This window comes from Arthrobacter sp. MPF02 (genome assembly GCF_046605375.1).
Classification (GTDB): domain Bacteria; phylum Actinomycetota; class Actinomycetes; order Actinomycetales; family Micrococcaceae; genus Arthrobacter.
In genome coordinates this window covers 1,465,052-1,488,879 of the sequence record NZ_CP176772.1, presented here as the reverse complement: position 1 = coordinate 1,488,879, position 23,828 = coordinate 1,465,052, and the positions used below count along the sequence as shown (strand labels likewise).

The following is a 23,828-nucleotide window of genomic DNA, read 5'->3' as shown; positions in this document are numbered from 1 at the left end:
GGATCGCCTGCTACCGCTGGACCGCCCCAAAGCGTTCGGCAGCCAGGGCCACGGCGCTTTCACGGGCGGCAGAGGCTTCGTCTGCCGTCAGGGTCCGGTCGGCGGCGCGGAAGCGCAGCCCGAAGGCCAGCGACTTCTTGCCGTCCTCGATGCCCTTGCCGGCGTAGACGTCAAACAGCGCAACGTCTTCCAGCAGGTCGCCGGCGCCTTCGCGGAGTGCAGCCAGGACGTCGTCTGCCGGAATGTCGGCGGGGACCACCAGTGCCACGTCCTGCGTTGCAACCGGGAATCCGGAGATGTGGCGGGCCACAATGACATCCGGCGCCGCATCGAACAGGGCGTCGGCGTTGAGTTCCAGGGCAACGGAGCGGGCCGGCATGTCCGCGGCCGCCAGCAGCTTGGGGTGCAGCTCGCCGGCGTAGCCCACAACTTCACCGGTCCGCAGCGACAGCTTGGCCGCGCGGCCGGGGTGGAACGCCTGGTGGCTGCCCTGCGAGATGATCAGCTCAACGCCCAGTACGTCGCCGGCCAGGCGTGCGATGTCCAGGGCATCAGCCCAGTCCCAGGCCCGGGGCGCGTGTGCTGCGGCAGCCGGCGAGTCATGGCCGGTGAGCACAGCGGCGAGGTGGAAGGGCTGGGCCGGGACGCCGTCGTACAGCGCATCCAGCACCTCATCGGAAGGCTTGGCGCCCAGCGGCGGGATGGCGGCCGTGCCCACCGTTGCGCCGGGCAGGAACACCAGCCCGGATTCGAAGAGCGCCAGGTCGCGGAAGCCGCGCGAATGGTTGCGCTTGGCCACCTCGATCAGTCCCGGCAGGATGGAGGTGCGCAGGAAGCCCTGCTCCTCGCTGATCGGGTTGGCCAGCTTCACGGCGCTGCGTTCAGCTCCTGCTTCAGCCACGCCGAAAGTGTCGTTCGCGGCCTTGGACACGAAGGGGTAGGACAGCACTTCCGTGAGGCCGGCGTCCGCCAGGGCCTGGATAAGGCGGCGGCGCTGCTGCTGCACGCGTGTCAGTCCCCGGCCGGGAGGCGCCACGGGCAGGGTGGCGGGGATCTTGTCGTAGCCCACCAGCCGGGCAATTTCCTCGGACAGGTCTTCCTTGGTCTCCAGGTCGTGCCGCCAGCTCGGGGCAGTGACGGTCCAGCCGCCGTCGTTCTTCACCACAACCGCGCCCAGGTCCTCCAGGGACGTGACGATCTGTTCTTGAGTGAAGTCGATGCCGATGCGCTGGGCGGCGAAGGCGGCGGGCAGCTCGATGGTCACGGTTTCCGGCGCGGTGCCCACGTCGGTTCCGGTTTCGTCGGCGGTGCCGCCGGCCAGTTCCACCAGGAGGTCCACCACGCGCTGCGCCGCGATGCCGGCCACCTGCCAGTCGACGCCGCGCTCGAACCGCTTGGACGCTTCGGAAGGCAGCTTGTGCCGGCGCCGCGAGCGGGCAATCGAGACCTCGTCGAAGTGAGCGGCCTCCACCAGGATGTTCGACGTCGAATCGCTCACCTCCGTGGCTGCCCCGCCCATGACGCCCGCGATGCCGATCGCGCCGGAGTCGTCGGTGATGAGCAGGTCCTCGGCGTCAAGGGTGCGTTCCTTGTCGTCCAGCGTTGTGATCTTCTCGCCGGCGGCGGCACGGCGCACCACGATGTCGCCGGACAGCTTGTCCAGGTCGTAGCAGTGCGTCGGCTGGCCCAGCTCGAGCATGACGTAGTTGGAGATGTCCACGGGCAGCGAGATGGAGCGGATGCCGGCCAGACGGAGCCGGGACACCATCCACGGCGGGGTGGGCCGGGTGGCGTCCACCCCGCGGATGGTGCGCGCCACAAAACGGTCGCAGCCGGGATTGCCGTAGATGGGGGCGTCATCGTTGAGCTTGACGCCGTAGCCGCCGGCCAGTTCCGCGGGCGCCTGCACCTTGCTTGCCGGGTCCGTGAACGTGGTTCCGGTGGCGTGGGCGTATTCGCGCGCGACGCCGCGGATGGAGAAGGCGTAGCCGCGGTCCGGGGTGACATTGATTTCCGCTGCCTGGTCGTAGAGGCCAAGGAGCTCCATGGCGTCAGTGCCCACCTCGGGGTCCAGGCCGATGCGGGACAGCACCAGGATGCCGTCGTGGTCCTCGCCGATACCCAGCTCCCGCACCGAGGCGATCATGCCTGCGGACAGGTGGCCGTAGGTCTTGCGGGCCGAGATGCGGAAGTCACCGGGCAGCACGGCACCGGGAAGGGTGACCACCACCTTGTCGCCCTCCACGAAGTTGTGGGCACCGCAGATGATGCCCTGCACGCCGGAGGGGTCGATCCCCTTGCCGGTGAGGGTCTGCTCCTTGCCTTCCGGAACCACCCGGACCTGGCACCAGTTGATGGTCTTGCCGTTGGTCTGCGGTTCCTCCACCAGGCTCAGGACCTGGCCCACGACGATGGGGCCCTGCAGGGAGTCCGTGGGACGGTGCACGTCCTCTTCCTCGAAGCCGACCTTGACCAGGTCCGCCATAACGTCTTCGGCCGTCGCTCCGGCCGGTACTTCTGCGAATTCACGCAGCCAGGAAAGTGGGATACGCACTGTTAGATCTCCATCCCGAAGTGCTCGCTGAAACGTACATCGCCCTCGATCATGTCGCGCATGTCGCCCACCTCGTTGCGGAACATGAGGGTGCGCTCGATGCCCATGCCGAAGGCAAAACCTGAATAGACGTCCGGATCGATGCCGGCCGCGCGGAGGACGTTGGGATTGACCATGCCGCAGCCACCCCACTCGATCCACTGCGGGCCGCCCTTGGCGCCCGGATGGAAAATGTCCAGTTCCGCTGACGGTTCAGTGAACGGGAAGTAGTTGGGGCGCAGCCGGATCTGGGCTTCGTCGCCGAACATCTGCCGGGCGAAGTGCTCCAGCGTGCCGCGCAGGTCGGCCATGCTGAGGTTCCTGTCGATGGCGAGGCCCTCGAACTGGTGGAACACCGGGGTGTGGGTGGCGTCCAGCTCGTCCGTACGGAAAACCTTGCCGGGGCAGAGCACGTAGATGGGCACGTCGCGCTCCAGCATGGAACGGACCTGCACCGGGGAGGTGTGGGTGCGCATCAGCAGGTGGGCTTCGGGGGGCTCCACGAAGAAGGTGTCCTGCATCTCCCGGGCCGGGTGGTCCGGCTTGAAGTTCAGGGCGTCGAAGTTGAACCACTCGGATTCGACTTCGGGGCCCTCGGCGATTTCCCAGCCCATGCCGACGAAGATGTCCGCGACGCGGTCCTGGAGGGTGGACAGCGGGTGCCGGGCACCGGCACGACGGCGGCGCGGAGCGGCCGTGACGTCCACCGTTTCCTCAAGGAGGATCCGCGCGTCGTTCTCGGCTTCCAGCTCAGCCGTACGCTCGGCGAGCGCCTTGTTCACCCGGCCGCGGGATGCTCCCATGAGCTTTCCGGCGAGCGCCTTCTGCTCCTTGGGGAGGCGGCCGATTTCGCGGTTGGCGAGGCTGAGCGGGGACTTCTCCCCCGTGTGGGCCAGCCTCACCGCCTTCAGCTCGTCAAGGGTGGCCGCACCGGCGATGGCGGTGATGGCCTGGTCTACAGCGGCGGTGATGGCGGCTTCATCCGTTGGGTTCGGAGCGGCGCCCGGCAAAGTTTCAGTCATCTACTGTTCTTAGCTACGAGTCGTGGCTGCCGGCGAGCGGAGCAGCCCTGCGCGGTCTCCCGGCGGCGCTTCCGTCACTGGCAGGTCATGGATGAATGCCCTCACGGAAAGTGCATTCAATGACCAGGTCAGGGCTCGCCGGCAAAACCGGCGGCCACTGCCCTCCAGTCTAGTTGAACCCTCCGGCTACGATGTCCTCATGACTCTGCGGCAGCGTCCGGGTTCCGTTGCACTGCCGCCTCCTGCCCCGGAGGGTTTTCCCCCCAGTCCGGTTTCTCCAGGGCAGCGGCTGCGGCAGGCAGCAAACCTCCTTAACGGCAGCACACTGCTGGGCCTGGCGGTGGCTGTGGCCGCCCGGTGCCGGATCACTCCGGGCCCCCGCGGGCTGCTGCTCGCCGGCGGCTACCGGTGGCGGCTGCCCTTGGCCCGTGCCTTCACCCTGGGAAACGTTGTGCTGTGCCGCGGTTCGGCCGGGGACCTTGTGTCCCGGCCGACGCTCCTGGGCCATGAGGAGAAGCACTGCAGCCAGTACGCCTGGTGCTGGGGACTTCCGTTCATCCCGCTGTACCTGGCTGCCGCCGGCTGGTCTGTCCTGCGGACCGGCAATCCGGGAACCGCGAACATCTTCGAGCGGCGGGCCGGCCTTGCCGCGGGGGGCTACCCGCTCCCGGCACCCGCCGGTGCAAGGAAAGGCAGGACGGTGTCATGAGGGCCGAATTGGCGGGTGCTGCGCGGTTTTCTCCCGGCACCGTGACGGTGACGGGAACGGGCGCGGCAGGCGCGGTCCCCGACCTTCTGCAGGTTTCCATCGGCGTCGAATGCCGTGCTGCCGGAGTGGAAGCGGCCTACTCAGCCGCAGGCGCAGCCCTGGCCGCCGTTACTGCTTCGCTTCACTCGCAAGGAATCGAAGCGGCGGACATCAGGACAACGGGCTTGAACGTCCGCGCGGACCTGGTGTGGCGTGAGGGCGAAGGACAGCAAGTGGCGGGATATGTCGCGGCGAGCATGCTCGAGGTGAGGCTCAGGAACATGGCATCCGCTTCCGGCGCCATTTCCGATGCCGTCCGGGCCGGGGGCAACCACGTGCGCGTCAACAGCATGCAATTGGCCCTTGCTGACGATTCGTCACTGCGTGAGCGGGCGCGGGCTGCCGCCTGGCAGGAGGCGCTTCGGGCGGGCCGGCAGTTTGCAGGGCTCGCCTCAGCAACATTGGGCCGGGTGGTATCGGTGACGGAGCACCCGGCCGGCGTGGCACCGGCCCCTATGGCAGGCCTCCAGCGCGCCAGCGCCGTTGAGAGCATCGCGGTTGAGCCGGGGGAAACCCGGGTGGAAACAGCAGTGACAGTGGTGTGGGAACTGGTCGGAGGCCGGGCCGCGGAATAGCCGGCCATATTGACTTCGATTCGAAGATGTTTTCGAATAGGAGCTATGAGATGGGACGCGCAAGCACTGGTTCCTGCCCCCGCCGCCGAGGCTGCAGGACCTGTTCCGGCGCTCCTTCCGCTCGCCGGGCTGGTGCGTTCGGTAACCACTCCGGACTTCGCCGGCATCACTTTCCATGAGGTCACCGCAAAATCGGTGCTCAACCGGGTGCCGGCGGGCTCGCGCATGCCGTTTGAATGGACCGTGAACCCCTACCGCGGCTGCAGCCACGCCTGCGTCTACTGCTTTGCCCGGAAAACCCATACGTACCTGGATTTTGACGCCGGCATGGACTTTGACAGCCAGGTGGTGGTCAAAGTGAACGCCGCAGAGGTCCTGCGCAAGGAACTGGCCCGGCCGTCGTGGATGCGGGAGCAGGTTGCCCTTGGCACCAATACTGACCCGTACCAGCGCGCCGAAGGGCGCTACAAGCTGATGCCGGGCATTATCTCGGCACTGGCGGACTCCGGGACTCCCCTGTCCATCCTGACCAAGGGCACGTTGCTGGCGCGGGACATTCCGCTCCTCAAGAGCGCCGCCGCGCAGGTACCTGTGGGACTGGGCATCTCCCTGGCCATGACCAACGAGGCCCTGTCCGAGGCCATCGAACCGGGCACCCCGGGCCCCCGGGCACGGCTGAAGCTGGTGACCCGGCTCCGGGAAGCCGGCCTCCCCTGCGGGGTGATGGCCATGCCCATCCTTCCCTGGCTGTCCGACAGCGACGAAGCGCTGGAGGCGCTCTTCGCGTCCCTGGCCGCGGCAGGGGCCACGGGCGTTACTGCCGGAGCCCTCTACCTGAAGCCCGGGACCCGGGAATGGTTCATGAAGTGGCTCGCGGGAAACCACCCGGAACTGGTGGGCAAGTACCGGCGGCTGTACGAATCAGGCTCCTATGCCTCCAGGGAATACCGCAGCTGGCTGGCCGGAAAGGTCCGCTACTTCAAGGCCCGGCACGGGTTCGCCAACACCGCCGGATTCAGCCACCGGGACCTGGACGATCCCCGCGGTGAGGAGGCAGAGTACCCTGCCGGCATCATCCCCGCGGCCCCTCCGGGCGGCCGGGAACCGGGGGCGCCCGCCGCGGGCAGCCAGGCGGGCCAACCCACCCTGTTCTAGGCCGTCCAGGTTCCGGCAATTTGCACTAGGTGGAACTGCGTCCGGCCGGCGCAGACACTGCGCCAAGCAGCGCCCGGACAATCGGGAAGTCAGCCGGAATCCAGGGCAGGCCCAGAACCTCGTCCGCAGCCGCAAGCGGCACCCACCGCAGTTCGTCATGGTCCTGCAGCGGACGTGGTTCCCCGCCCGCCAGCTCCGCGAACCAGACCCTCATCGCCGCCCGTTCGTTGAGCGGCCAGCCTTGTGGACTATCGGCCGGAAGTTCCGCACCGAGCCGCACTGTTATGCCGAGTTCCTCCACCAGCTCGCGCACGAGCGCTGCCTGCGGGTCCTCGCCGGGCTCCACTTTGCCGCCCGGGAACTCCCACAGGCCGGCCAGCTTCTCGGGGGCGCTGCGCCGCGCCACCAGCAGCATGGCCGGGTCCGCCAGGCTGTCCACGACGGCTCCGCCCACTACCTGTATCAGTCCGCTCACCGCCTCATTCTATTGGGGGACAATGAAAAGGCCCGGACCGTTGTCCCCCACGAGGAATACGCCTCCTTGGTCCGGGGTTTCCGCAATAAGGCCTCCGGCCCTCCGCCCCACCGCTGTGGCACCAGTCATACAAAACTCTCCTCGAAAAGCAGGCTTATGAGCAGCGCCCTCCGCACGTCCACGGCATCCCCCACCAGGCCCGTCAACCTCGCTATGGCCATCATCGCCCTTGCCATGGGCGGGGTGGGCATCGGGGTTACCGAATTCACCATGATGGGGCTGCTGAAGGAAGTGGAGCAGGGCCTGGGCATCAGCACGCCCGACGCCGGCCACCTTATCTCCGCCTACGCCCTCGGTGTGGTGGTGGGCGCCCCCGTCCTCGCCGCCGTGGGCGCCCGGTTGCCCCGCAAGCACCTGGCCTTGGGACTGATGCTGTTCTTCACCCTGGCCAACCTGTCCTCGTTCATCGCCCCGGATTACGGCAGCATGCTGCTCTCACGTTTTGCCGCCGGCCTTCCGCACGGGGCATTCTTCGGCGTGGCTGCCGTCATCGCGGCCTCCCTGGTACCGCCCACCAGGCGTGGTTGGGCGATTTCAATGGTCATGGCGGGGCTCAGCATCTCCAATGTCGTTGGGGTGCCGTTCGCCACCTGGCTGGGCCAGACGTACGGCTGGCGGCTGCTCTTTGTACTGGTAGGCGGCATTGGGGTGGCGACCCTTGCCCTGGTCTGGAAGTTCGTCCCGTTCGCGCACGCCCACCCCGAAGCGAGCATCCGGCGTGAACTGGGCGCCTTGAAGCGGCTCCAGGTATGGCTGGCAATCCTCATCGGCGTTGTGGGCTTTGGCGGCTTTTTCGCCACCTACACGTACATCGCCCACACCATGACCATGGTGGCCGGGATCCCCTCTTCGCTGATCCCCGTGGTGGTGGCCCTGTACGGGCTGGGCATGGTGGCCGGCAACGTGGTGGGCGGCAGGATCGCGGACAAGTCCGTGATGGGCACCCTGTACAGGGTCCTGCCCGCCATCGCGGTGGCACTGGTCGTTTACGCCGTGGCCGTGCATTGGGCCTGGTCCGCGTTCGTGATGGTGTTCGTGGTGGGCGCCGCCGGCTCCATGCTGATCCCGGCACTGCAGACCCGCCTGCTGGACGCTTCGCCGGACGCCCCTTCGCTTGCATCGTCGCTGAACCACGCCGCGCTGAACGTGGCCAACGCCCTGGGCGCCTTCCTGGGCGGGCTGGTGATCGCCCTCGGCTGGGGCTATGTTGCCCCTGCGCTGGTTGGTGCCGTCCTGGCCGTGCTGGGGTTCGGCGTCGCCGTCGTCAGCGGGGTCATGGAACGCCGGCGGCCCTTGGCTGGATGAACCTTAAAACGCCTGGACACCCGGGAACAGGCAGCGCAGTGGGCCAGGCGCCCTGCTGCACCGGCCGCTGATACGTCCCGGCTGAGCCACCGGATCCAGGCACCCGTGACCCTGCTGACATCACGGGGCCCTTATGTTAGCTTGAGCCTCATCGGGACTGTTAAGCCCCGGTAACCAAAAGGAGGAGACATGGGTTTTCTTGCTTGGATTATTTTGGGCCTGATTGTCGGTGCCATCGTCAAGGCTGTGATGCCCGGACGGGTAGGCGGCGGTTGGGTCACCAGCCTGGTTCTGGGTGTAGTGGGCGCCATCGTTGGCGGCTGGATCGGCAGCCTGTTGTTCAACAGGGGCGATCTTGCCTTCTTCGACCTGGGTACCTGGATCCTCGCTATTGTCGGCGGCCTGGTGGTAGCCGGCATCTACGGAGCCATCACCGGACGCGGAAAGGCCACCCGCGCGCCCTGATGTTTCCCTGTCATCTGACAGTTCGATAACCCAAAGGGCCCCGGAGAACCGGGGCCCTTATTTGTGGCCAGGGCTCCCGGCGCAACGGCGCCCGGCGTTCAGGCCGTGATTCCGGCGGGCTGCTGCGAACGTGCGCTGGCGTAGAGACAGACGGTGGCGGCGGTGCCGAGGTTAAGGCTTTCGGCTGCACCGTAGACCGGCACCGCAACCCGGTGGTCGGCGAGGGCCAGTTCATCCGGGGAAAGCCCCTGGGCTTCGTTGCCGAACAGCCATGCGGTAGGCGCTGCAAGATCGTACACGGACTCCGGTCCCCCGCCGGTCAGCCTGCGCCGGGCATTCTCGTCCTGCAATGCGTCCAGGTTGAGCGTGCCGTAGCCGTCCGCCGCCAGGATGCCGATCCCCCTGGCCTTGCACGCTGCAACCAGCCCGGCGACGTCTGCGCCCACCACCACGGGCAGGTGGAACAGCGAGCCGGCCGTGGAGCGGACAGCCTTGGGGTTGTAGATGTCCACGCTGGAGGCGGTGAAAATAACGGCGTCCGCACCAGCCGAGTCTGCTGCGCGCAGGACTGTTCCGGCGTTGCCGGGATCCCGGACCTGGCAGAGCACGGCAATCAGGCGGGGCCCGCCGTCGAGCACTTCCTCCAGCGCCACGTCAACGAAGCGGCACACGGCGATGATGCCCTGCGGATTGACGGTGTCCGCCATGGCGGCGAGAACCTCGTCCGTGGCGAGCCGCGCGCTGGTCCCCCCGGCGAGCGACTCGAACTCCGGAAACCGGTCCAGGCACGTTTCACTGGCAAACACGTCCGTGACGACGCCCGGCGCTCCGGCTGCGAGGCGCTCCTGGTGCAGTTTTAACGCTTCACGCACGGCCTGGGGCCCCTCGGCCAGGAACTGCCCGCGCTTTAAACGGGCCGGGCGCCCGGCAAGCTTTGCCACGTCCCTGACCCGATCTGCTCGGGGGTTGGACAGTGGTAGATCTTGCGGGCGCCCGGTGTGGTTCATATAAGAACTCTAGTGGCTGGCGCCACCGGCTCTTGAACTGCCCCCTGTGAGGGGACGGAGGGGTTGCTAGGCAACAACCTTCTTGGCGGAGGTGTCAACCGGCAGCGAGTCCTTGGCCACCTGGACCAGCGCGGCGAAAGCGTTGGCGTCGGAGACAGCCAGCTCTGCCAGCATGCGGCGGTCGACCTCAACCTCAGCAGCCTTCAGGCCCTGGATGAGGCGGTTGTAGGTCAGGCCGTTGGCGCGGGAAGCGGCGTTGATGCGCTGGATCCACAGGCGGCGGAAGTCGCCCTTCTTCTTCTTGCGGTCGCCGTAGCTGTACACGAACGAGTGCAGCAGCTGCTCTTTGGCCTTGCGGTACAGGCGCGAACGCTGTCCCCGGTAGCCCTTTGCGCGTTCGAGAACAACCCGGCGCTTCTTGTGGGCGTTAACCGCCCTCTTCACACGTGCCACGTGCGTACTCCTTCGAAAATCTGATCCCAAGCATCTACTGCCGGCTGACCGGCGGCCTGAGAAGGCTGTTTGGCAGGTGACGGGCCACCAGGCGGCTGCCCGTCAAAGAACTTGGAAATTAGATGCCGAGCATCTTCCGGATGACCTTGGCGTCGCCCTTGAAGACGATCTTGTCCGAGGCAAGGCGGCGGGTCAGCCGGGTGGACTTGTGCTCGAGGTAGTGGCGGCGGTTGGCCTGCTGGCGGCGCAGCTTGCCGCTGCCGGTCAGCTTGAAGCGCTTCTTGGCACCACTGTGGGTCTTCATCTTCGGCATGGGAACCGATCTCCTTACGTATCCGCAGGCTGGGCCTGCAGCTCTTTCGCGCAGCTGCCCCGCAGGGGCGGCATGCTGGTTGCTGACTGCCGGAGGGCGGAACCTCCGGCAGCTGTGAACTAAGTGGTCTTCTTGCCGGCCGGCTTCGGCACTGCCTTGGGGACAGGGCGTGCTCCGGGCTTCGGCGCTGCCGGCCTTGCCACTGGCTTGGGCGGAGCAGGCACGGCTGCAGGCTTGGGCGCCGCGGCTTCCGGCTTTTCCGCTGCAGACGGCTTCGGAGCCGGTGCTGCGGCCTTCGGAGCCTCCTGCCTGGCAGGCGCTTCGGCAGCCTTGGCAGGCGCTTCGGTAACCTTGGCAGGCGCTTCGTCCTTGGCAGGTTCGACGGCGGGAGCCGGCTTCTGCGCTTCGGGCGCCTCCGCCGGAGCCTCTGCTTCCGCGGCGACGGTGAAGCCCTCGGGCAGCAGGTCAGCCAGCGACTGCGTCATGGGGGCCTGGTCCTGGCCGGAAACGTCGATCCGGGCGGCTGCCTTGGCTTCGTTCTGCGCCTTCGCTTCGGCACGCTGCGTGGCGCGGCGGGCTTCTGCCTTGGCTTCGGCCTTGTTCTTCAGCGGGCCGACCACCATGACCATGTTGCGGCCGTCGATGCGGGGGCTGGATTCCACCACTCCGACTTCGGCGACGTCGTCGGCGAAGCGCTGGAGCAGGCGGATGCCCATCTCCGGACGCTGCTGCTCACGGCCGCGGAACTGGATCATGGCCTTGACCTTGTCCCCGGCGCCGAGGAAGCGCAGTGCGTGTCCGCGCTTGGTCTCGTAGTCGTGGGTGTCAATCTTCAGGCGGAACCGGATTTCCTTCAGAACCGTGTTGGTCTGGTTCTTCCGGGCTTCGCGTGCCTTGACCGCGGCCTCGTACTTGTACTTGCCGAAGTCCATCAGCTTGCACACCGGAGGCTTCGCCTGAGGTGCAACTTCAACGAGATCAAGGTCGGATTCGGCAGCCAGACGCAAGGCATCCTCAATACGGACAATGCCTACCTGTTCACCTGCAGGGCCGACCAGCCGCACCTCGGGGACGCGGATACGCTCATTGATTCTTGGCTCGCTAATGTTAAAGCTCCTGTTTTTGTTGTGGAATCCGGCAAATAGAGAAGGCCCCCAACTGCCGGAGCAATCGAAGGCCTCTTGGACGGTTGGGAACGCCGGCCCCGGATGAAGGGGCCGTACGCACGGTTCCGGCTCAACGCCGGCGCCATGCCCAACCAGGTACCCGGCAACCTTGCGTCCCGAAACGGCTCCTTGTGGAACCTTTGGAACAACGGCTGACGCGGGTGGGAGAGAACTCCGCTTGCAAACTGCATGCCATTCTACAGAAAAAAGTCCCGCCGGCGCTGCACAGCACCGCTGGGACCTGGGTTCTGAAATAACGACATCCAGTTGGTCTGTGTCAAGCTTACCAGTATGAGCACCGCAGACAGTAATTCATACCGCTTCGACTCCTCTGAAGCAGGCGCCGACGTGTCCCAACAGATCCGGGACATCTCCGAAGTACCTGCCATCGAGGTCATCACCACCGCCGCCGTGCACCTGATGAGCGCCGCAGCGGTCAAGCTCGGCCTGGCCGCCGAGGACAACGCGGCGGAACTGAAGGACCTGGACGAGGCACGCAAACTCATCACCGCGCTGGCAGGCCTCGTCACCGCCGCCGCACCGGAAATCGGTTCGCAGCACGCCGGCCCCTTGCGGGACGGACTGCGCTCCCTGCAGCTCGCGTTCCGCGAAGAATCCCTGATTCCCGACGCTCCGGGCAAGGGCCCGGGTGAAAAGTACACCGGGGCAGTCAACTAGGGCAGAAGCTTTCCAGGGACCCGCGACGGCGGGCCGGCCTTCCAAAGGCCGGCCCGCCGTCGCACGTCATCCCCTGGAGTTTTTGGGCAGATAACAGGACTTCCTGGCCCCGGAGGTCGTGTTATCTGCCCAAAAACTCTTACGGGTGGTCGGGTTAGGCGGTGACCCGGCCCCGGCGCTGCTGGAGGACCAGACCGACCAGGCACAGGAGCACGCCGGCAACCCCGACCGACACGAACCCTCCGGATGGGCCCATGAAGTCGATGAACACCCCGGCGAGCGGCGAGCCGAGCGCGACGCCGGCGGTCAGGGCAGAGCCGTACCAGCCCATCGCCTCGCCGCGGCGTTCCTCGGAGACGAGGTCCGCCACCTTCTCCGACGCCGAAGACAGGACGGGAGCGCACAACAGTCCGGGCAGGACCGAGACGAGGGCCAGGGTCCAGGTGTCGTGGGCGAAGCCCATGGGGATGGTCAGGGCAGCCATTCCCAGCAGCAGGAGGATGGGCGGGACGGGCCGATGCATGGCCCCATATACCAGGCCTCCCACCACCGATGCTGCGCACCAGAAGAAGAACACGATTCCTATTTCGCTTTGCCGGCCGCCTGTTTCCAGGGCTGCGACTATGCCGACGTCAGTGCCGCTGAGGACCATCCCGGCACCCCCGGCGACGGCGAACAGCGCCGCCACGGTAGCCGTGAACCAGGCGAAATTGCGGGCGACTTTGCCGCGCAGTCCGGCCCGCGCGCTCGAACCGGCAGGCCCAAGTTCAGCCGCCGCCTCCTGCAGGTGGGCCGGGGCCGCGGCCACCACGGCGACCTCCGCCGCGTGGCGCTGCTCCTGAGCGCTTTCCCGGGATTCCTCCGGGCTGCGGGTAGGCGGGTTGAACCAAATGAGGAAAAGGCCTGCCACGGATGTTGCTGCGCCAACCACGGTCAGGCCAATGGTGGTGTAGCCGCTGGTGGCAACCACCGCGCCGGCGGCCGGCCCGATCATAAAGACCATTTCTGTGGTGATCGCATCGAGGGCATAGGCTGTGCGCCGCTGGTCTCCTTCGGCCAGCACGCCCAGTGACTGGCGCACCACGCTGAAAATGGGCAGCGTCAGCAGGCCGCCCACGAACACCAGCGGCAGCAGCCACTGGTAGGAGACATGCGGGACGATGGACCAGATCACGGCCTCGGAGATGACCGAGGGAACCAGGGCCTTGCGCAGGCCGGCAGTGTCCACCCGGCGGCCGCGCCAGGGCGCACCCAGGGCGATGCCGATGGTCATGACGGCTGCTGCCGCGCCGGCGGCGGCATACCCCTGGCCGAGGGTCAGGACGATGTGCAGGGTCAGCAGCACGCCGGCGGCCGAGTGCGGAATACGGGCGATCATTCCCACCAGGAGCAGCCTCCGGATGGGGCGGACGGCCAGCAATTCCCGGTACAGGGCGAAATTCACGAGGTGGTCCCTAACGTCTGCCGCAGCAGGCCGGGGATCATCCCGCCCCGCCTTGGCTACTGTGAAGCGCGCCGCAATTTGATCTCGATGGAGTCGACCCGCTCCCCAAACAATACATTTCGTGACCACTCCGCCTGTAGTCCGGCTACCAGCTGCTGGACGGCTGCCGCGTCCAGGCCTTCTTCAAGGTAGAGCACCGCCTGAAGCTCGGGCCCGGCGCCGCCGCCCGGAATGGTGCTTCCGTCCGCGGACCGGGCGGGCACTCCCCTGCCGGGCAGCACTTCGATGCGGCGGACTGCGGGAAAGCCATTGGCAGCGCGGCCCATCTCCGCGGCCAGTTCCCGGTCCGCGTAGGAGGGCATCCAGTCGCGCTGCTGGGCAAGCGCCCAGACCGCGGGCCGGCGCACTACGAAGGTAACCTCGGCGCCGGGGTCCAGGACCAGCAGTTCGGCGCCCTCCGCCACGGCGGACAGGGCTGCGCGGGCGGCGTAGACGGCGACCGGACGGGCCTCTGGGTGCCAGTGCGAAAGCGCCGCGGCGGACGTGAAGGCAGGCAGGGCCGTCCTGCCGTCGGCGGCCTTGAGGGTGACCAGCGCCATGTCAGCCTGTTTGTCCGCGTGCAGGCCGTGCACGGTCTCCTCTTCTTCGGCGAGCTGGGCCACGATGGGGATGAAGACCCGCGCAGTCGCCAGGGAGGCGACAACGGCCGCTTCGTCTCCGGTTCCTGCCCGGAGAGCCCCGACCGCGGCAAGGTAACCGGCGTTCGCTGTGCCGTCGTCGTCCTCGAAGTTGTGGATCTTCGCGTCATCGCCGGTAAGGCTGCGGCCTGCCCAGGGGCGGCCGGCGGAGTCGGTTGCCCCACCTGCCCCTGCCAGGGCCGCCGCTATATGCCCCGGGAGCTGGCGTGCCGCCGGGGCGCCTTCTTCGTCGCTGGCCATGCGTGTGCTTTTTCCTCTGCCCCGGCCTACCGGCGGCCGGCCACGTCGAGTGCTTCGGGCAGCGTGAAGGCGCCCGCGTAGAGCGCCTTGCCAACGATGGCCCCTTCGACGCCGAGCGGAACCAGGGAGCGCAGCACCTTCAGGTCGTCGAGGCTGGAAATACCGCCGGACGCCACCACGGGCTTGCCCGTCTTCTCCACCATCTGTCGCAGCAGTTCAACGTTGGGCCCCTGCAGCGTGCCGTCCTTGGTGACGTCCGTGACGACGTACCGTGAGCAACCGGCCTCTTCGAGCCGGCCCAGCACCTCCCAGAGGTCCCCGCCTTCCTTGGTCCAGCCGCGGCCGGCGAGCGTCGTGCCGCGGACATCGAGGCCGACGGCGATTTTGTCGCCGAAGCGGTCGATGGCCCGCCGCGTCCACTCGGGGTTTTCCAGGGCGGCGGTGCCGAGGTTCACCCGGGCGACGCCCAGGTTGAGGGCCGCCTCCAGGGTTTCGTCATCACGCAGCCCGCCGGAGAGCTCCACCTTGATGTCGAGCCGGCCCACAACGTCGCGCAGAAGTTCTGCGTTCGAACCGCGTCCAAAGGCTGCGTCCAGGTCCACGAGGTGCACCCACTCGGCGCCCTGCTGCTGCCAGTTAAGCGCGGCCTCCAGCGGGGTGCCGTAGCTCGTCTCGCTCCCTGCCTCACCCTGGACCAGCCGGACCGCCTGCCCGTTCACGACGTCGACGGCGGGCAGCAGTTCGAGAACCGGCAGATCGTTTGCGGTGGTCATCATCATCCTCAGGGTTGGGTGCAGGGAGCAGTAATGCCGGTCAGGCGGCCGGCAGCGTCAGCAGGTAGGCGGCAAGCAACGCCATGCCCGCCAGGACGTAGAACGATACCTGGGTCCACAGCGGCTTGCGCTGCTGTCGAAAGGACAGGGCGCCTCCAACCAGCAGGCCGGCAAGCCCCATCAGGAGCACGGACCACCACATCTACGCGTTGCCGCCGGATGGTTCCGTTGCGCCCTCGGACGCGTGGCCGCCGGCGGCAGGGCGGTGCAGCGCCTCGACCCAGTTCCGGAGCAGTTTCGCGCCCGCATCGCCGGACTTTTCCGGGTGGAACTGGGTGGCGCAGAGCGGCCCGTTTTCGACGGCGGCGATAAACGGGGCACCGTGTTCGGACCATGTCACCAGGGGCGGCGCCGTCCGGGGCTGGATGACGTCGAAGTTCCACTCCTGCACACCGTAGGAGTGCACGAAATAGAAGCGCTCGTCCTCGACGCCGGCAAACAGTTTGGAGCCCTCCGGCACCTTCACGGTGTTCCAGCCCATGTGCGGCACCACGTCCGCGGGCAGGAGTTCCACCTTCCCCGGCCACTCGCCGATGCCTTCAGATTCTGTGCCGTGTTCGACGCCTGCTTCGAAGAGCACCTGAAGGCCTACGCAGATGCCCAGGACCGGACGGCCGCCGGCCACGCGGCGTCCGATGAGGCGGATGCCGTCCACGGCTTTAAGCTCGCGCATAACGGTTTCGAAGGCACCGACGCCGGGAACCACCAGGCCGTCCGCGTTCAGGACGTCGTCCGGTTTGGCGCTCAGGATGACCTCGGCCCCTGCCCGTTCCAGTGCCCGCACGGCGGAGCGCACGTTTCCGGAGCCGTAGTCCAGCACCGTTACGGTGGGCTTTCCCTCCGGCGACGGCAGCTTCCGGGAGGCCGACGGATCGATGATGGCGCCGTCCTTCAGGACCTGCCCGCTCACAGCGCACCCTTGGTGGACGGGATGCCCTCGACCCGCGGGTCGGGTTCGACGGCGGCACGAAGGGCGCGCGCAAACGCCTTGAACTGCGCTTCCACGATGTGGTGCGGGTCGCGGCCGGCGATGACATTCATGTGCAGGCAGATGCCGGCGTGCAGGGTGATGGCCTCGAACACATGGCGGGTAAGGGAGCCGGTGAAGTGCCCCCCGATGAGGTGGTACTCCTGGCCGGCGGGCTCGCCGCCGTGGACGAGGTAGGGACGGCCGGAAACGTCCACCACTGCGTGGGCCAGTGCCTCGTCCAGCGGGACCGTGGCTTCACCGAACCGGCGGATGCCGGCCTTGTTGCCCAGCGCGGTGCGGAGCACCTCACCGAAAGTGATGGCGACGTCTTCGACGGTGTGGTGGACGTCGATGTGGATGTCACCCGTGGCCTTGACGGTCATGTCGATGAGGGAGTGCTTGCAGAGGGCCGTGAGCATGTGGTCGTAGAACGGCACGGAGGTGTCGATGTCCGAGATGCCGGTTCCGTCAAGGTTGATCTCGACAAGTACGGACGACTCGCTGGTGGCACGCTCCATCCGCGCAGTCCGGGCCGCGGCCGTGTTCGATCCGTTGGAACTCATGGTCAGGTGTCCTTTGAGCGAGGAAGAGTGTTTCGGGGCGCCCAGCGCCGGTACTTCAAGTCTAGGCGGGAAGGGCGGCCTGGTTTGCAAGGATGCTTTCCAGGGCGGTGAGGAACGCTGTGGTTTCGGTCTCAGTGCCGGCGGTGACGCGCAGGTGGCCTTGGATGCCGACGTCGCGGATCAGCACCCCGGCATCCAGCAACTCCTGCCAGACCTGGCGCGGGTTCTCCAGGCCGCCGAAGAAGACATAGTTGGAGTCGGAGGCAGCAGGTTGAAGTCCCATCCGGGTGAGCTCACTGACGATGCGGTCCCGCTGCTTCTTGATGTCCTCCACGTCAGCCATCAGAGCCTCACGGTGCTGCAGGGCGGCCAGGGCCGTGGCCTGCGTGATGGCGGACAGGTGGTAGGGCAGGCGTACCAGGCGCAGCGCATCCGCAACTTCCGGCGCGGCTGCCATGTAGCCGAGGCGCGCTCCTGCGAGGGCGAACGCCTTGCTCATGGTCCGGGAGACGATTAACCGTTCCCTGCCGGGGAGCAGGGTCAGGGCGCTGGGCGTCCCGTCGTGGGCAAACTCGTGGTAGGCCTCGTCCACGATCACGATGGTTTGGCTCTCTGCACCTGCCTCGTAGACCGCTTCCACCACGTCCAGCCCCAGCCCTGTGCCGGTGGGGTTGTTCGGTGAGCAGAGGAAAACGATGTTGGGCCGCAGTTCCTTCACCTGGCGCGCCGCGGACCCGGCGCTCAACTCATAGCCTTCCGCCCGTTCCCCCTTGATGTATTCGGTGTCCGTGCCGCTGGCCAGCAGGGGGTACATGGAATAGGTGGGGGGGAAGCCGAGTGCGGTGCGGCCGGGGCCACCGAATGCCTGCAGGATCTGCTGGAGCACCTCGTTGGAGCCGTTGGCCGCCCATACGTTGGATTCGTCGAGCCCGTGCCCCAGGTACTCGGCCAGCGCCTTGCGCAGGTCAGTGAATTCCCGGTCGGGGTAGCGGTTCAGTCCGGCCGCAGCTTCGGAAACAGCTGCCGTGATGGCGGCGCGTACGTCCGCTGGAACGCCATGCGTATTTTCATTGACGTTGAGGAGGATGGGTACATCCAGCTGTGGCGCCCCGTAGGGGGTCAGGCCGCGAAGGTTGCTGCGGAGGGGAAGCCGGTTCAGGCGCTCAAGCTGGTCATTCACCTGAACAGTTTAGTGGCCGCCCGGAAGAGCGGAAAATGTGACAGGGCGGTGTTCGCGCTGGGCGTGCTTCCCATGCACTCAGCGGGTGGGAATGTAGAGTTCCTGGCCGGGCAGGACCGTGCCCTCGGACAGGTTATTGAGCTGGACGATCTCGGCAACTACATCCCGGGCATCGCGTTCCGGGGCGACCGAGCCCGCAATTGCCCACAGGGACTCCCCCGGCTGGACGGTCACGGTAACGGTGGGCGTGACAACCAGATCCTCCGGCGTATCCGAAGCCTTGGCCGGCGAGTTGAAGAACCCTGCCAGGGACAGCAACAGGGCTGCCAGCAACATCAACGGAATGCCGATCAGGACCACTTTGCCCCGGCGTGTAAGCCGCAGCGGAGGGAGGGGCGCCTGCCGCTGGTGCGCCTGCTGCCCGCACTTGCCCTGCCGGGCGGGTTTGGTCTGCTGCGCAGGTTTGGGCTGCCGGGCGGGTTTGGTCTGCTGCGCAGGTTTGACCTGCTGCGCTGATGTGTCCTGCTGCACCGGGACGTGACGGCCGTTGACCTGTGAAGCGGATATAGCTGACATGACTTAGCCCTCCTGGACTGAACTGTGCTGCCTAACCAAAGTGCTGCCTAACGAAAGGTGCTGATTGACGAAGGCGCCGTGTAGCCGGCCTTGCTGCCGGCCGTCTCTCCAGTTCAACCCGCACCTCCGACATTCCAGGTTGTTCGAACGATCGAAACCCTACTTCGAATACATATTCGAATTGCGCCGCTTCTTTTTTAGCACCTATCAACGAATAATGTCGAGACTCGCTAGAACAAATGTTTGAAAAAGCCAAGTGGCTGGCCTAGCTTTGAAACAAGAACAACCACCCATGAGATTGATCAGCAGGGTCTGACAATTAGGGCTACTCACCCAGTCCGGCGCCTTGGAAAGCCCGGTGGCAACTGAAAGGCATTGCGAGTATGGCAGCAGCAGCCACCGGAGGCAGGGCAACCCCTCAGCCGAAGAGGACCACCAAGGGCCTGACGCCCCGGCAAAAGAAGATCCTCGAAACCATCCAGCGCTCGGTCAACGACAACGGCTACCCGCCGTCCATGCGGGAAATCGGCGATACCGTGGGCCTCGCAAGCCTGTCGAGCGTGACGCACCAGCTGTCACAGTTGGAAAAACTGGGCTACCTGCGCCGGGACCCGAAGCGGCCGCGCGCCATGGAGGTTCTGACACCCCTCACCCTCGACGCCGGATTGCCCAAGCCGGCCACTAAGTCGTCCGCTGTTCCGGACGAGGCCGATGCCGGCACCGTTACGGAGCTGCCCACTGCCGTCGATACCGCCATGGTGCCCCTGGTGGGGCGGATCGCCGCCGGCGGCCCCATCCTCGCGGACCAGCTGGTGGAAGATGTCCTGCCGCTTCCCCGGCAGCTTGTGGGCCAGGGCGAACTGTTTATGCTGAAAGTCGCCGGCGATTCCATGGTTGACGCAGCGATCTGCGATGGCGACTGGGTGGTGGTCCGCCGGCAGGCGGACGCCGCCAATGGGGACATCGTGGCTGCCCTCCTGGATGACGAGGCCACTGTCAAGACCTTCCGCCAGCGGGATGGACACACGTGGCTGCTTCCGCAGAACACGCAGTACGAACCCATTCTTGGCGATCACGCCACCATCATGGGCAAGGTCGTCTCGGTCCTGCGTTCGCTGTAACAGCGTTCCAAGCCTCCTGGAAGCGCACCACTGCAGAGACGGGCCTGCAGCCGCAGTGGCAGGCCTGGCCCTCAGCTCCGTTCCTTGCCAAGCCTTTCCAGTGCTGCCACAGCAACCTTGCGGTCCGTGGTAGCCCAAAACGGAGGCAGCGCGCCCCGCAGGAATCCGGCGTAGCGTTCGGTGGCAAGCCGGGAGTCCAGCACCGCCACCACACCCTTGTCCCCGGTGGACCGGATCAAGCGGCCTGCGCCCTGCGCCAGCCGGATCGCGGCATGCGTTGCCGAAACAGACATGAAGCCGTTTCCTCCGGCCTGCGCCACCGCGCGCGACCGGGCCGTCATCAGAGGATCATCCGGGCGCGGGAACGGGATCCTGTCGATGACAACCAGCCTGCAGGAACCGCCGGGAACGTCCACGCCCTGCCACAGGGACATGGTTCCGAAGAGGCAGGTGTCCGGCTCATCCGCGAACTGCTTGACCAGGGCGGTCATGGTGGAATCTCCCTGGCAAAGCACCGTCACGCCCAGCTTCGGGCGCAGGGCCTCGGCCGCTTCCTCAGCCGCGCGACGGGAGGAAAACAGGCATAACGCTCCCCCGCCCGAGGCGCGGATCAGGGACTCAAGCTCTGCCAGTGATTCCGGCGATGCTCCGCGCCCCGGCTTGGGCAGGTGGCCGGCCACATACAGGATGCCTTGCCTGGGATAGTCGAAGGGCGATCCGACATCGACGCCGGTCCACGGGGGAGAGCCGTCGCCCACCAGCCCAAGGCCGCCGGCGGCGGGCTCAAAAGCCGATCCGATGGCCAGCGTGGCGGACGTCAGCACCACGGTGTGGTCCGCGAACAGGCCTTCCCGCAGTCTTCCCGCCACGGACAGCGGTGCAATGTTGATCAGCGCCGGGGCGCCTTCGTCCGGCTGGGAGTAGCCCTGCGCCGGGTCGAAGGAACTGGCGCGGGAAAACCACACCACTTCACGGTTCTCCCGGGCTGCCAGAAGCCGTTCGCAAAGCTCCAGGATGACCATCAGCCGGGACCGCGCAAGCTGCCTGCCGGCGTCGGCCGTTGTGCTGCTGTCCCCCTTGGAATCGGACAAGGCTGCGCGGCAGGCTTCCCGCAACTGGTCGATGCAGTCGAGCTGCTCATCATTCAGGCCGTTGGGAAGCAGCCCTGCCGGCACGCCTGCCAGTGCAAGTTCCAGGTTGGCGGCGGCCGCGTTGAGCGCATCCACGGTGATGGCCGTGTGCTTCCGGGCGCTTGAGGCGGCGGCGTGGACCATTGCCACCGAAAGCTGGCCCGAGACGGCCCCCGTGACCCGGTCCTGGAGTTCGTGGGCCTCGTCCACCACCACTACGTCGTATTCGGGGAGGACGGCAAGCCCTTCGAATGCGCTGACCGCCAGCATGGCATGGTTGGTGACCACAACGTCCGCCTCGGCAGCATCCTGGCGGGCAAGCTCGCTGAAGCACTCCTCGGCGAGGGGGCATTTCTGTGCGCCCAGGCACTCCATGGACGTTACCGAGACCTGGCGCCACGCACGGTCCGTTACGCCGGGCAGGAGCTCGTCCCGGTCACCTGTGGTGGTCTTCTCCGCCCACTCACGCAGGCGCACAACTTCCCTGCCGAGCTGGGATGCAGGGCCGCCCACCGTCGCCGCGAAATGCGGGACGCTGGTGTCCTCGCCCAGGGAGAACAGCTGGCCTTCTGCAGGCTCCTCTGAGGGGAAACCGCCCTCGAGCTTGTGCCGGCACACGTAGTTGGACCGGCCTTTGACCAGCGCCACCTTCACGGGGCGGTCCAGGGCAGGCGTGATGGCTTTGAGGAGGCGGGGCAGGTCCCTGCCGACGATCTGGGTCTGGAGCGCGAGCGTCGCAGTGGAAACCAGGGCGGGCTTATTGCTCTCCAGGGCGTGGGCGATCAGCGGTATCAGGTAGGCCAGCGACTTGCCGGTGCCTGTGCCTGCCTGCACCAGCAGGTGGTTTCCGGATTCAATGGCCCGGGCAACCTGCCGCGCCATCTCATGCTGGCCCTTCCGGCTCTGGCCACCCATGGCGGCAACCGCCCGGTCGAGCAGTTCAATGACGAACTGCTCGCCGGCCGTCTCCGTGGCTTCGCCGGCCACGGTGTCAGTCATTGCTGACGAATGATTCCAGTTCGGCCGCCAGGCCTTCCCGGACCATGACAACCGCCCGGGTGCCTGCCTCAACGTGGTCCACGCTGATAATCTCGGCGTCGGATTCGTGCAGCTTGCTGATCAGGTCGCCGCGGTGGTACGGGATGAGTAACTCCAGCTTGACGCTGGGCCGCGGGATCGATTCGCTGATCACCTGGAGCAGCTCCTGGATACCCTCCCCGGTGCGTGCGGACACTACCACGTGGCGGGGCTCGCGCTGCTTCAGCCGCTCCACCACGAAGGGGTCAGCGGCGTCGGCTTTGTTCAGGACGATGATCTCGGGCACCTTGCGGGCATCCACTTCGCTGAAGACCTTGCGGACAGCCGCGATCTGGCCTTCGGGATCCGGGTGCGAAGCGTCCACAACGTGCAGGATCAGGTCGGCGTCCGCCACCTCTTCAAGGGTGGAGCGGAAGGCCTCCACCAGCTGCGTGGGCAGGGAGCGGACAAACCCGACGGTATCGGCCAGCGTGTACCCGAGGCCGTCCGCAGTTTCGGCCTTGCGGATGGTGGGATCAAGCGTGGCGAACAGGGCGTTCTCCACCAGGACGCCCGCGTTCGTGAGCCGGTTGAGCAGCGAGGACTTGCCGGCGTTGGTGTACCCGGCGATGGCAACGGACGGGACGGCATTACGACGGCGGTTGGCGCGTTTGGTCTCGCGGGCCGGCTTCATCCCGGCGATCTCGCGCCGCAGCTTGGCCATGCGCGTGCGGATCCGCCGGCGGTCCAGTTCGATCTTCGTTTCACCGGGACCACGCGAACCCATGCCGGCCGCGCCGCTGCCGACCTGGCCACCGGCCTGGCGGGACATCGACTCGCCCCAGCCGCGGAGGCGGGGAAGCAGGTATTCAAGCTGGGCAAGCTCCACCTGGGCCTTGCCCTCGCGGCTCTTGGCATGCTGGGCGAAGATATCCAGGATCAGCGCGGTGCGATCGATGACCTTGACCTTGACGATGTCTTCAAGGCCACGCCGCTGGGACGGGGCCAGCTCGGCATCGACCACCACGGTGTCCGCGCCGGTGGACATCACGATGTCCTTGAGCTCGAGGGCTTTGCCTGAACCCAGGAACGTTCCGGGGTCCGGCCGTTCCCTCCGCTGCACGATGCCGTCGAGCACCTCGGAACCGGCGGTCTCGGCGAGGGCCGCCAGCTCGCGGAGCGAGTTTTCGGCGTCGGCGAGGGTGCCCTCGGACCAGAGGCCCGCCAGGACCACGCGCTCCAGGCGGAGCTGCCGGTACTCGACCTCGGTGACGTCCTCGAGTTCGGTGGAAAGACCTGCTGTACGACGCAGTGCCCGGCGTTCCTCGAGGTCCTGCTGGTCGCCGTCGTAACTGCTGTGCTCTTCGTCGAGGTTGGAGATCGCCTGGGCCTTGCCCAGCACCGCCGTGCCGTTTCCTCCGCGTTCTTCTCCGCGGGGCGTGCGATTCCTGGCCGGTACGTCCTTGGAGAGAATCCGGTCGATGACAGCCTGGATTTCCGCAGGACTCATGTCCTGGGCAGCTGGCTCGGATCCGGTGTTGGGTTGGCTGGTCATGGTCTCCTTTGAAGATTCGGCATTTCCAGAATAGTGCCGATTGCTGGTCTGTAGGGAAGTATTCGCGCTGGGCTGACGGCCTGCGGTCATGCAGTTCTCCTGGTTCTTTGCACCGCCGGGACAATGCGGGCGGTGGACGTGCCACATCCGTAACGGGCGGCGGTTCGTGAAATGCCGGAGCACGGCGGGAAGACCAGCGGAAAACGCTGACTTTCGAGTCTTGTCCGGCGGCCGGAGCAGGCGGGTGCGCCTGGTCCAGTGCACAAGCGGAAGGTAGGAATTACCTGCATCGCTGCGGGACGGGCTGTCGCGGAGGACAGGCTGCGGGGACGGGCAGGGCCCGTGCCGGCTACTCGAAGATCAGGAACATGATGTCAAGGTTAGCAGAACGGCCCGGGCCGGATTTTCACTTTAAGCTGCAGGGGG

At 66.8% G+C, this 23,828-nt stretch carries 24 protein-coding genes; 7 read left to right on the top strand and 17 right to left on the bottom strand.

Features of this window, described 5'->3' with window-relative positions; all coding sequences use genetic code 11:
- Positions 1-10: 10 nt before the first annotated feature.
- Positions 11-2,554 carry a phenylalanine--tRNA ligase subunit beta gene (gene pheT, locus ACLH0K_RS07035; RefSeq protein WP_411376084.1) on the bottom strand — a complete coding sequence of 848 codons (2,544 nt, stop codon included), beginning with the start codon at positions 2,552-2,554 and terminating at the stop codon, positions 11-13.
- 2 nt (positions 2,555-2,556) lie between these two features.
- On the bottom strand, positions 2,557-3,615 hold the full coding sequence (pheS, locus tag ACLH0K_RS07030) for a phenylalanine--tRNA ligase subunit alpha (protein WP_138136718.1): 1,059 nt from the start codon (positions 3,613-3,615) through the stop codon (positions 2,557-2,559).
- 199 nt (positions 3,616-3,814) lie between these two features.
- Here pheS and ACLH0K_RS07025 point away from each other — a divergent pair, with 199 nt between their 5' ends.
- Genes ACLH0K_RS07025 through ACLH0K_RS07015 form a run of 3 tightly spaced genes read left to right on the top strand, consistent with a single transcriptional unit; the run spans position 3,815 to position 6,153 of the window.
- The gene (locus ACLH0K_RS07025) at positions 3,815-4,324 is read left to right on the top strand and encodes a hypothetical protein (RefSeq protein WP_411376083.1); all 510 of its coding nucleotides are present in this window, start codon (positions 3,815-3,817) and stop codon (positions 4,322-4,324) included.
- Positions 4,321-4,998: an SIMPL domain-containing protein gene (locus ACLH0K_RS07020; RefSeq protein WP_411376082.1), complete on the top strand. Its 678-nt coding sequence runs from the start codon at positions 4,321-4,323 to the stop codon at positions 4,996-4,998. The genes ACLH0K_RS07025 and ACLH0K_RS07020 overlap by 4 nt, the downstream gene beginning before the upstream one ends.
- Positions 4,999-5,043: 45 nt before the next feature.
- Complete coding sequence (locus tag ACLH0K_RS07015; RefSeq protein WP_411376081.1) at positions 5,044-6,153, top strand: Rv2578c family radical SAM protein; 1,110 nt, start codon at positions 5,044-5,046, stop codon at positions 6,151-6,153.
- Between the two features lie 25 nt (positions 6,154-6,178).
- Here the strand turns inward: ACLH0K_RS07015 and ACLH0K_RS07010 are convergent, their stop codons facing one another.
- Complete coding sequence (locus ACLH0K_RS07010; protein WP_411376080.1) at positions 6,179-6,628, bottom strand: (deoxy)nucleoside triphosphate pyrophosphohydrolase; 450 nt, start codon at positions 6,626-6,628, stop codon at positions 6,179-6,181.
- 156 nt (positions 6,629-6,784) lie between these two features.
- Here ACLH0K_RS07010 and ACLH0K_RS07005 point away from each other — a divergent pair, with 156 nt between their 5' ends.
- Both ACLH0K_RS07005 and ACLH0K_RS07000 read left to right on the top strand, forming a co-directional pair.
- On the top strand, positions 6,785-7,993 hold the full coding sequence (locus ACLH0K_RS07005; RefSeq protein ID WP_411376079.1) for an MFS transporter: 1,209 nt from the start codon (positions 6,785-6,787) through the stop codon (positions 7,991-7,993).
- A gap of 189 nt (positions 7,994-8,182) precedes the next feature.
- Positions 8,183-8,458 (top strand): GlsB/YeaQ/YmgE family stress response membrane protein, encoded by a 276-nt coding sequence (locus tag ACLH0K_RS07000; protein ID WP_009358633.1) that lies wholly within the window; start codon positions 8,183-8,185, stop codon positions 8,456-8,458.
- Positions 8,459-8,556: 98 nt separating this feature from the next.
- Here ACLH0K_RS07000 and ACLH0K_RS06995 read toward each other — a convergent pair whose 3' ends face one another.
- From ACLH0K_RS06995 to infC, 4 genes are all read right to left on the bottom strand, one after another.
- Positions 8,557-9,465 (bottom strand): TrmH family RNA methyltransferase, encoded by a 909-nt coding sequence (locus ACLH0K_RS06995; RefSeq protein WP_411376078.1) that lies wholly within the window; start codon positions 9,463-9,465, stop codon positions 8,557-8,559.
- Between the two features lie 66 nt (positions 9,466-9,531).
- Positions 9,532-9,918, bottom strand: a complete 387-nt coding sequence (gene rplT / locus ACLH0K_RS06990; protein WP_411376077.1) for a 50S ribosomal protein L20 — start codon at positions 9,916-9,918, stop codon at positions 9,532-9,534.
- A gap of 118 nt (positions 9,919-10,036) precedes the next feature.
- A complete protein-coding gene (gene rpmI / locus ACLH0K_RS06985) occupies positions 10,037-10,231 on the bottom strand; it encodes a 50S ribosomal protein L35 (RefSeq protein ID WP_058269191.1) in 195 nt (64 codons plus the stop codon).
- Between the two features lie 119 nt (positions 10,232-10,350).
- Positions 10,351-11,295 carry a translation initiation factor IF-3 gene (gene infC, locus ACLH0K_RS06980; protein WP_411376076.1) on the bottom strand — a complete coding sequence of 315 codons (945 nt, stop codon included), beginning with the start codon at positions 11,293-11,295 and terminating at the stop codon, positions 10,351-10,353.
- A gap of 393 nt (positions 11,296-11,688) precedes the next feature.
- On the opposite strand from infC, the gene ACLH0K_RS06975 reads away from it, so the two are divergent.
- On the top strand, positions 11,689-12,075 hold the full coding sequence (locus tag ACLH0K_RS06975; protein ID WP_411376075.1) for a DUF1844 domain-containing protein: 387 nt from the start codon (positions 11,689-11,691) through the stop codon (positions 12,073-12,075).
- A 154-nt stretch (positions 12,076-12,229) separates the two neighbouring features.
- Here ACLH0K_RS06975 and ACLH0K_RS06970 read toward each other — a convergent pair whose 3' ends face one another.
- The 8 genes from ACLH0K_RS06970 to ACLH0K_RS06935 all read right to left on the bottom strand — a co-directional run bounded on the left by ACLH0K_RS06970 (position 12,230) and on the right by ACLH0K_RS06935 (position 18,579).
- Positions 12,230-13,519: an MFS transporter gene (locus ACLH0K_RS06970; protein WP_411376074.1), complete on the bottom strand. Its 1,290-nt coding sequence runs from the start codon at positions 13,517-13,519 to the stop codon at positions 12,230-12,232.
- A gap of 56 nt (positions 13,520-13,575) precedes the next feature.
- Positions 13,576-14,457, bottom strand: coding sequence for an SseB family protein (locus tag ACLH0K_RS06965; protein WP_411376073.1), 882 nt, complete (start codon positions 14,455-14,457; stop codon positions 13,576-13,578).
- 26 nt (positions 14,458-14,483) lie between these two features.
- Positions 14,484-15,230 carry a bifunctional 1-(5-phosphoribosyl)-5-((5-phosphoribosylamino)methylideneamino)imidazole-4-carboxamide isomerase/phosphoribosylanthranilate isomerase PriA gene (priA, locus tag ACLH0K_RS06960; protein ID WP_411376072.1) on the bottom strand — a complete coding sequence of 249 codons (747 nt, stop codon included), beginning with the start codon at positions 15,228-15,230 and terminating at the stop codon, positions 14,484-14,486.
- Positions 15,231-15,270: 40 nt separating this feature from the next.
- Entirely contained in the window at positions 15,271-15,432 is a 162-nt protein-coding gene (locus ACLH0K_RS06955) for a hypothetical protein (RefSeq protein ID WP_411376071.1), read from the bottom strand.
- Complete coding sequence (gene hisH, locus ACLH0K_RS06950; RefSeq protein ID WP_411376070.1) at positions 15,433-16,200, bottom strand: imidazole glycerol phosphate synthase subunit HisH; 768 nt, start codon at positions 16,198-16,200, stop codon at positions 15,433-15,435.
- Positions 16,197-16,823 carry an imidazoleglycerol-phosphate dehydratase HisB gene (hisB, locus tag ACLH0K_RS06945; protein ID WP_411376069.1) on the bottom strand — a complete coding sequence of 209 codons (627 nt, stop codon included), beginning with the start codon at positions 16,821-16,823 and terminating at the stop codon, positions 16,197-16,199. The genes hisH and hisB overlap by 4 nt, the downstream gene beginning before the upstream one ends.
- A 61-nt stretch (positions 16,824-16,884) precedes the next feature.
- Positions 16,885-18,003 carry a histidinol-phosphate transaminase gene (locus ACLH0K_RS06940; protein ID WP_411376068.1) on the bottom strand — a complete coding sequence of 373 codons (1,119 nt, stop codon included), beginning with the start codon at positions 18,001-18,003 and terminating at the stop codon, positions 16,885-16,887.
- A 78-nt stretch (positions 18,004-18,081) separates the two neighbouring features.
- Positions 18,082-18,579: a LysM peptidoglycan-binding domain-containing protein gene (locus ACLH0K_RS06935; RefSeq protein ID WP_411376067.1), complete on the bottom strand. Its 498-nt coding sequence runs from the start codon at positions 18,577-18,579 to the stop codon at positions 18,082-18,084.
- Between the two features lie 383 nt (positions 18,580-18,962).
- On the opposite strand from ACLH0K_RS06935, the gene lexA reads away from it, so the two are divergent.
- Entirely contained in the window at positions 18,963-19,700 is a 738-nt protein-coding gene (lexA, locus tag ACLH0K_RS06930; protein ID WP_411376066.1) for a transcriptional repressor LexA, read from the top strand.
- A 71-nt stretch (positions 19,701-19,771) separates the two neighbouring features.
- Here lexA and ACLH0K_RS06925 read toward each other — a convergent pair whose 3' ends face one another.
- Both ACLH0K_RS06925 and hflX read right to left on the bottom strand, forming a co-directional pair.
- Positions 19,772-21,829 (bottom strand): ATP-dependent DNA helicase, encoded by a 2,058-nt coding sequence (locus ACLH0K_RS06925; RefSeq protein ID WP_411376065.1) that lies wholly within the window; start codon positions 21,827-21,829, stop codon positions 19,772-19,774.
- The gene (gene hflX, locus ACLH0K_RS06920; protein ID WP_411376064.1) at positions 21,822-23,402 is read right to left on the bottom strand and encodes a GTPase HflX; all 1,581 of its coding nucleotides are present in this window, start codon (positions 23,400-23,402) and stop codon (positions 21,822-21,824) included. The genes ACLH0K_RS06925 and hflX overlap by 8 nt, the downstream gene beginning before the upstream one ends.
- Positions 23,403-23,828: the final 426 nt, after the last annotated feature.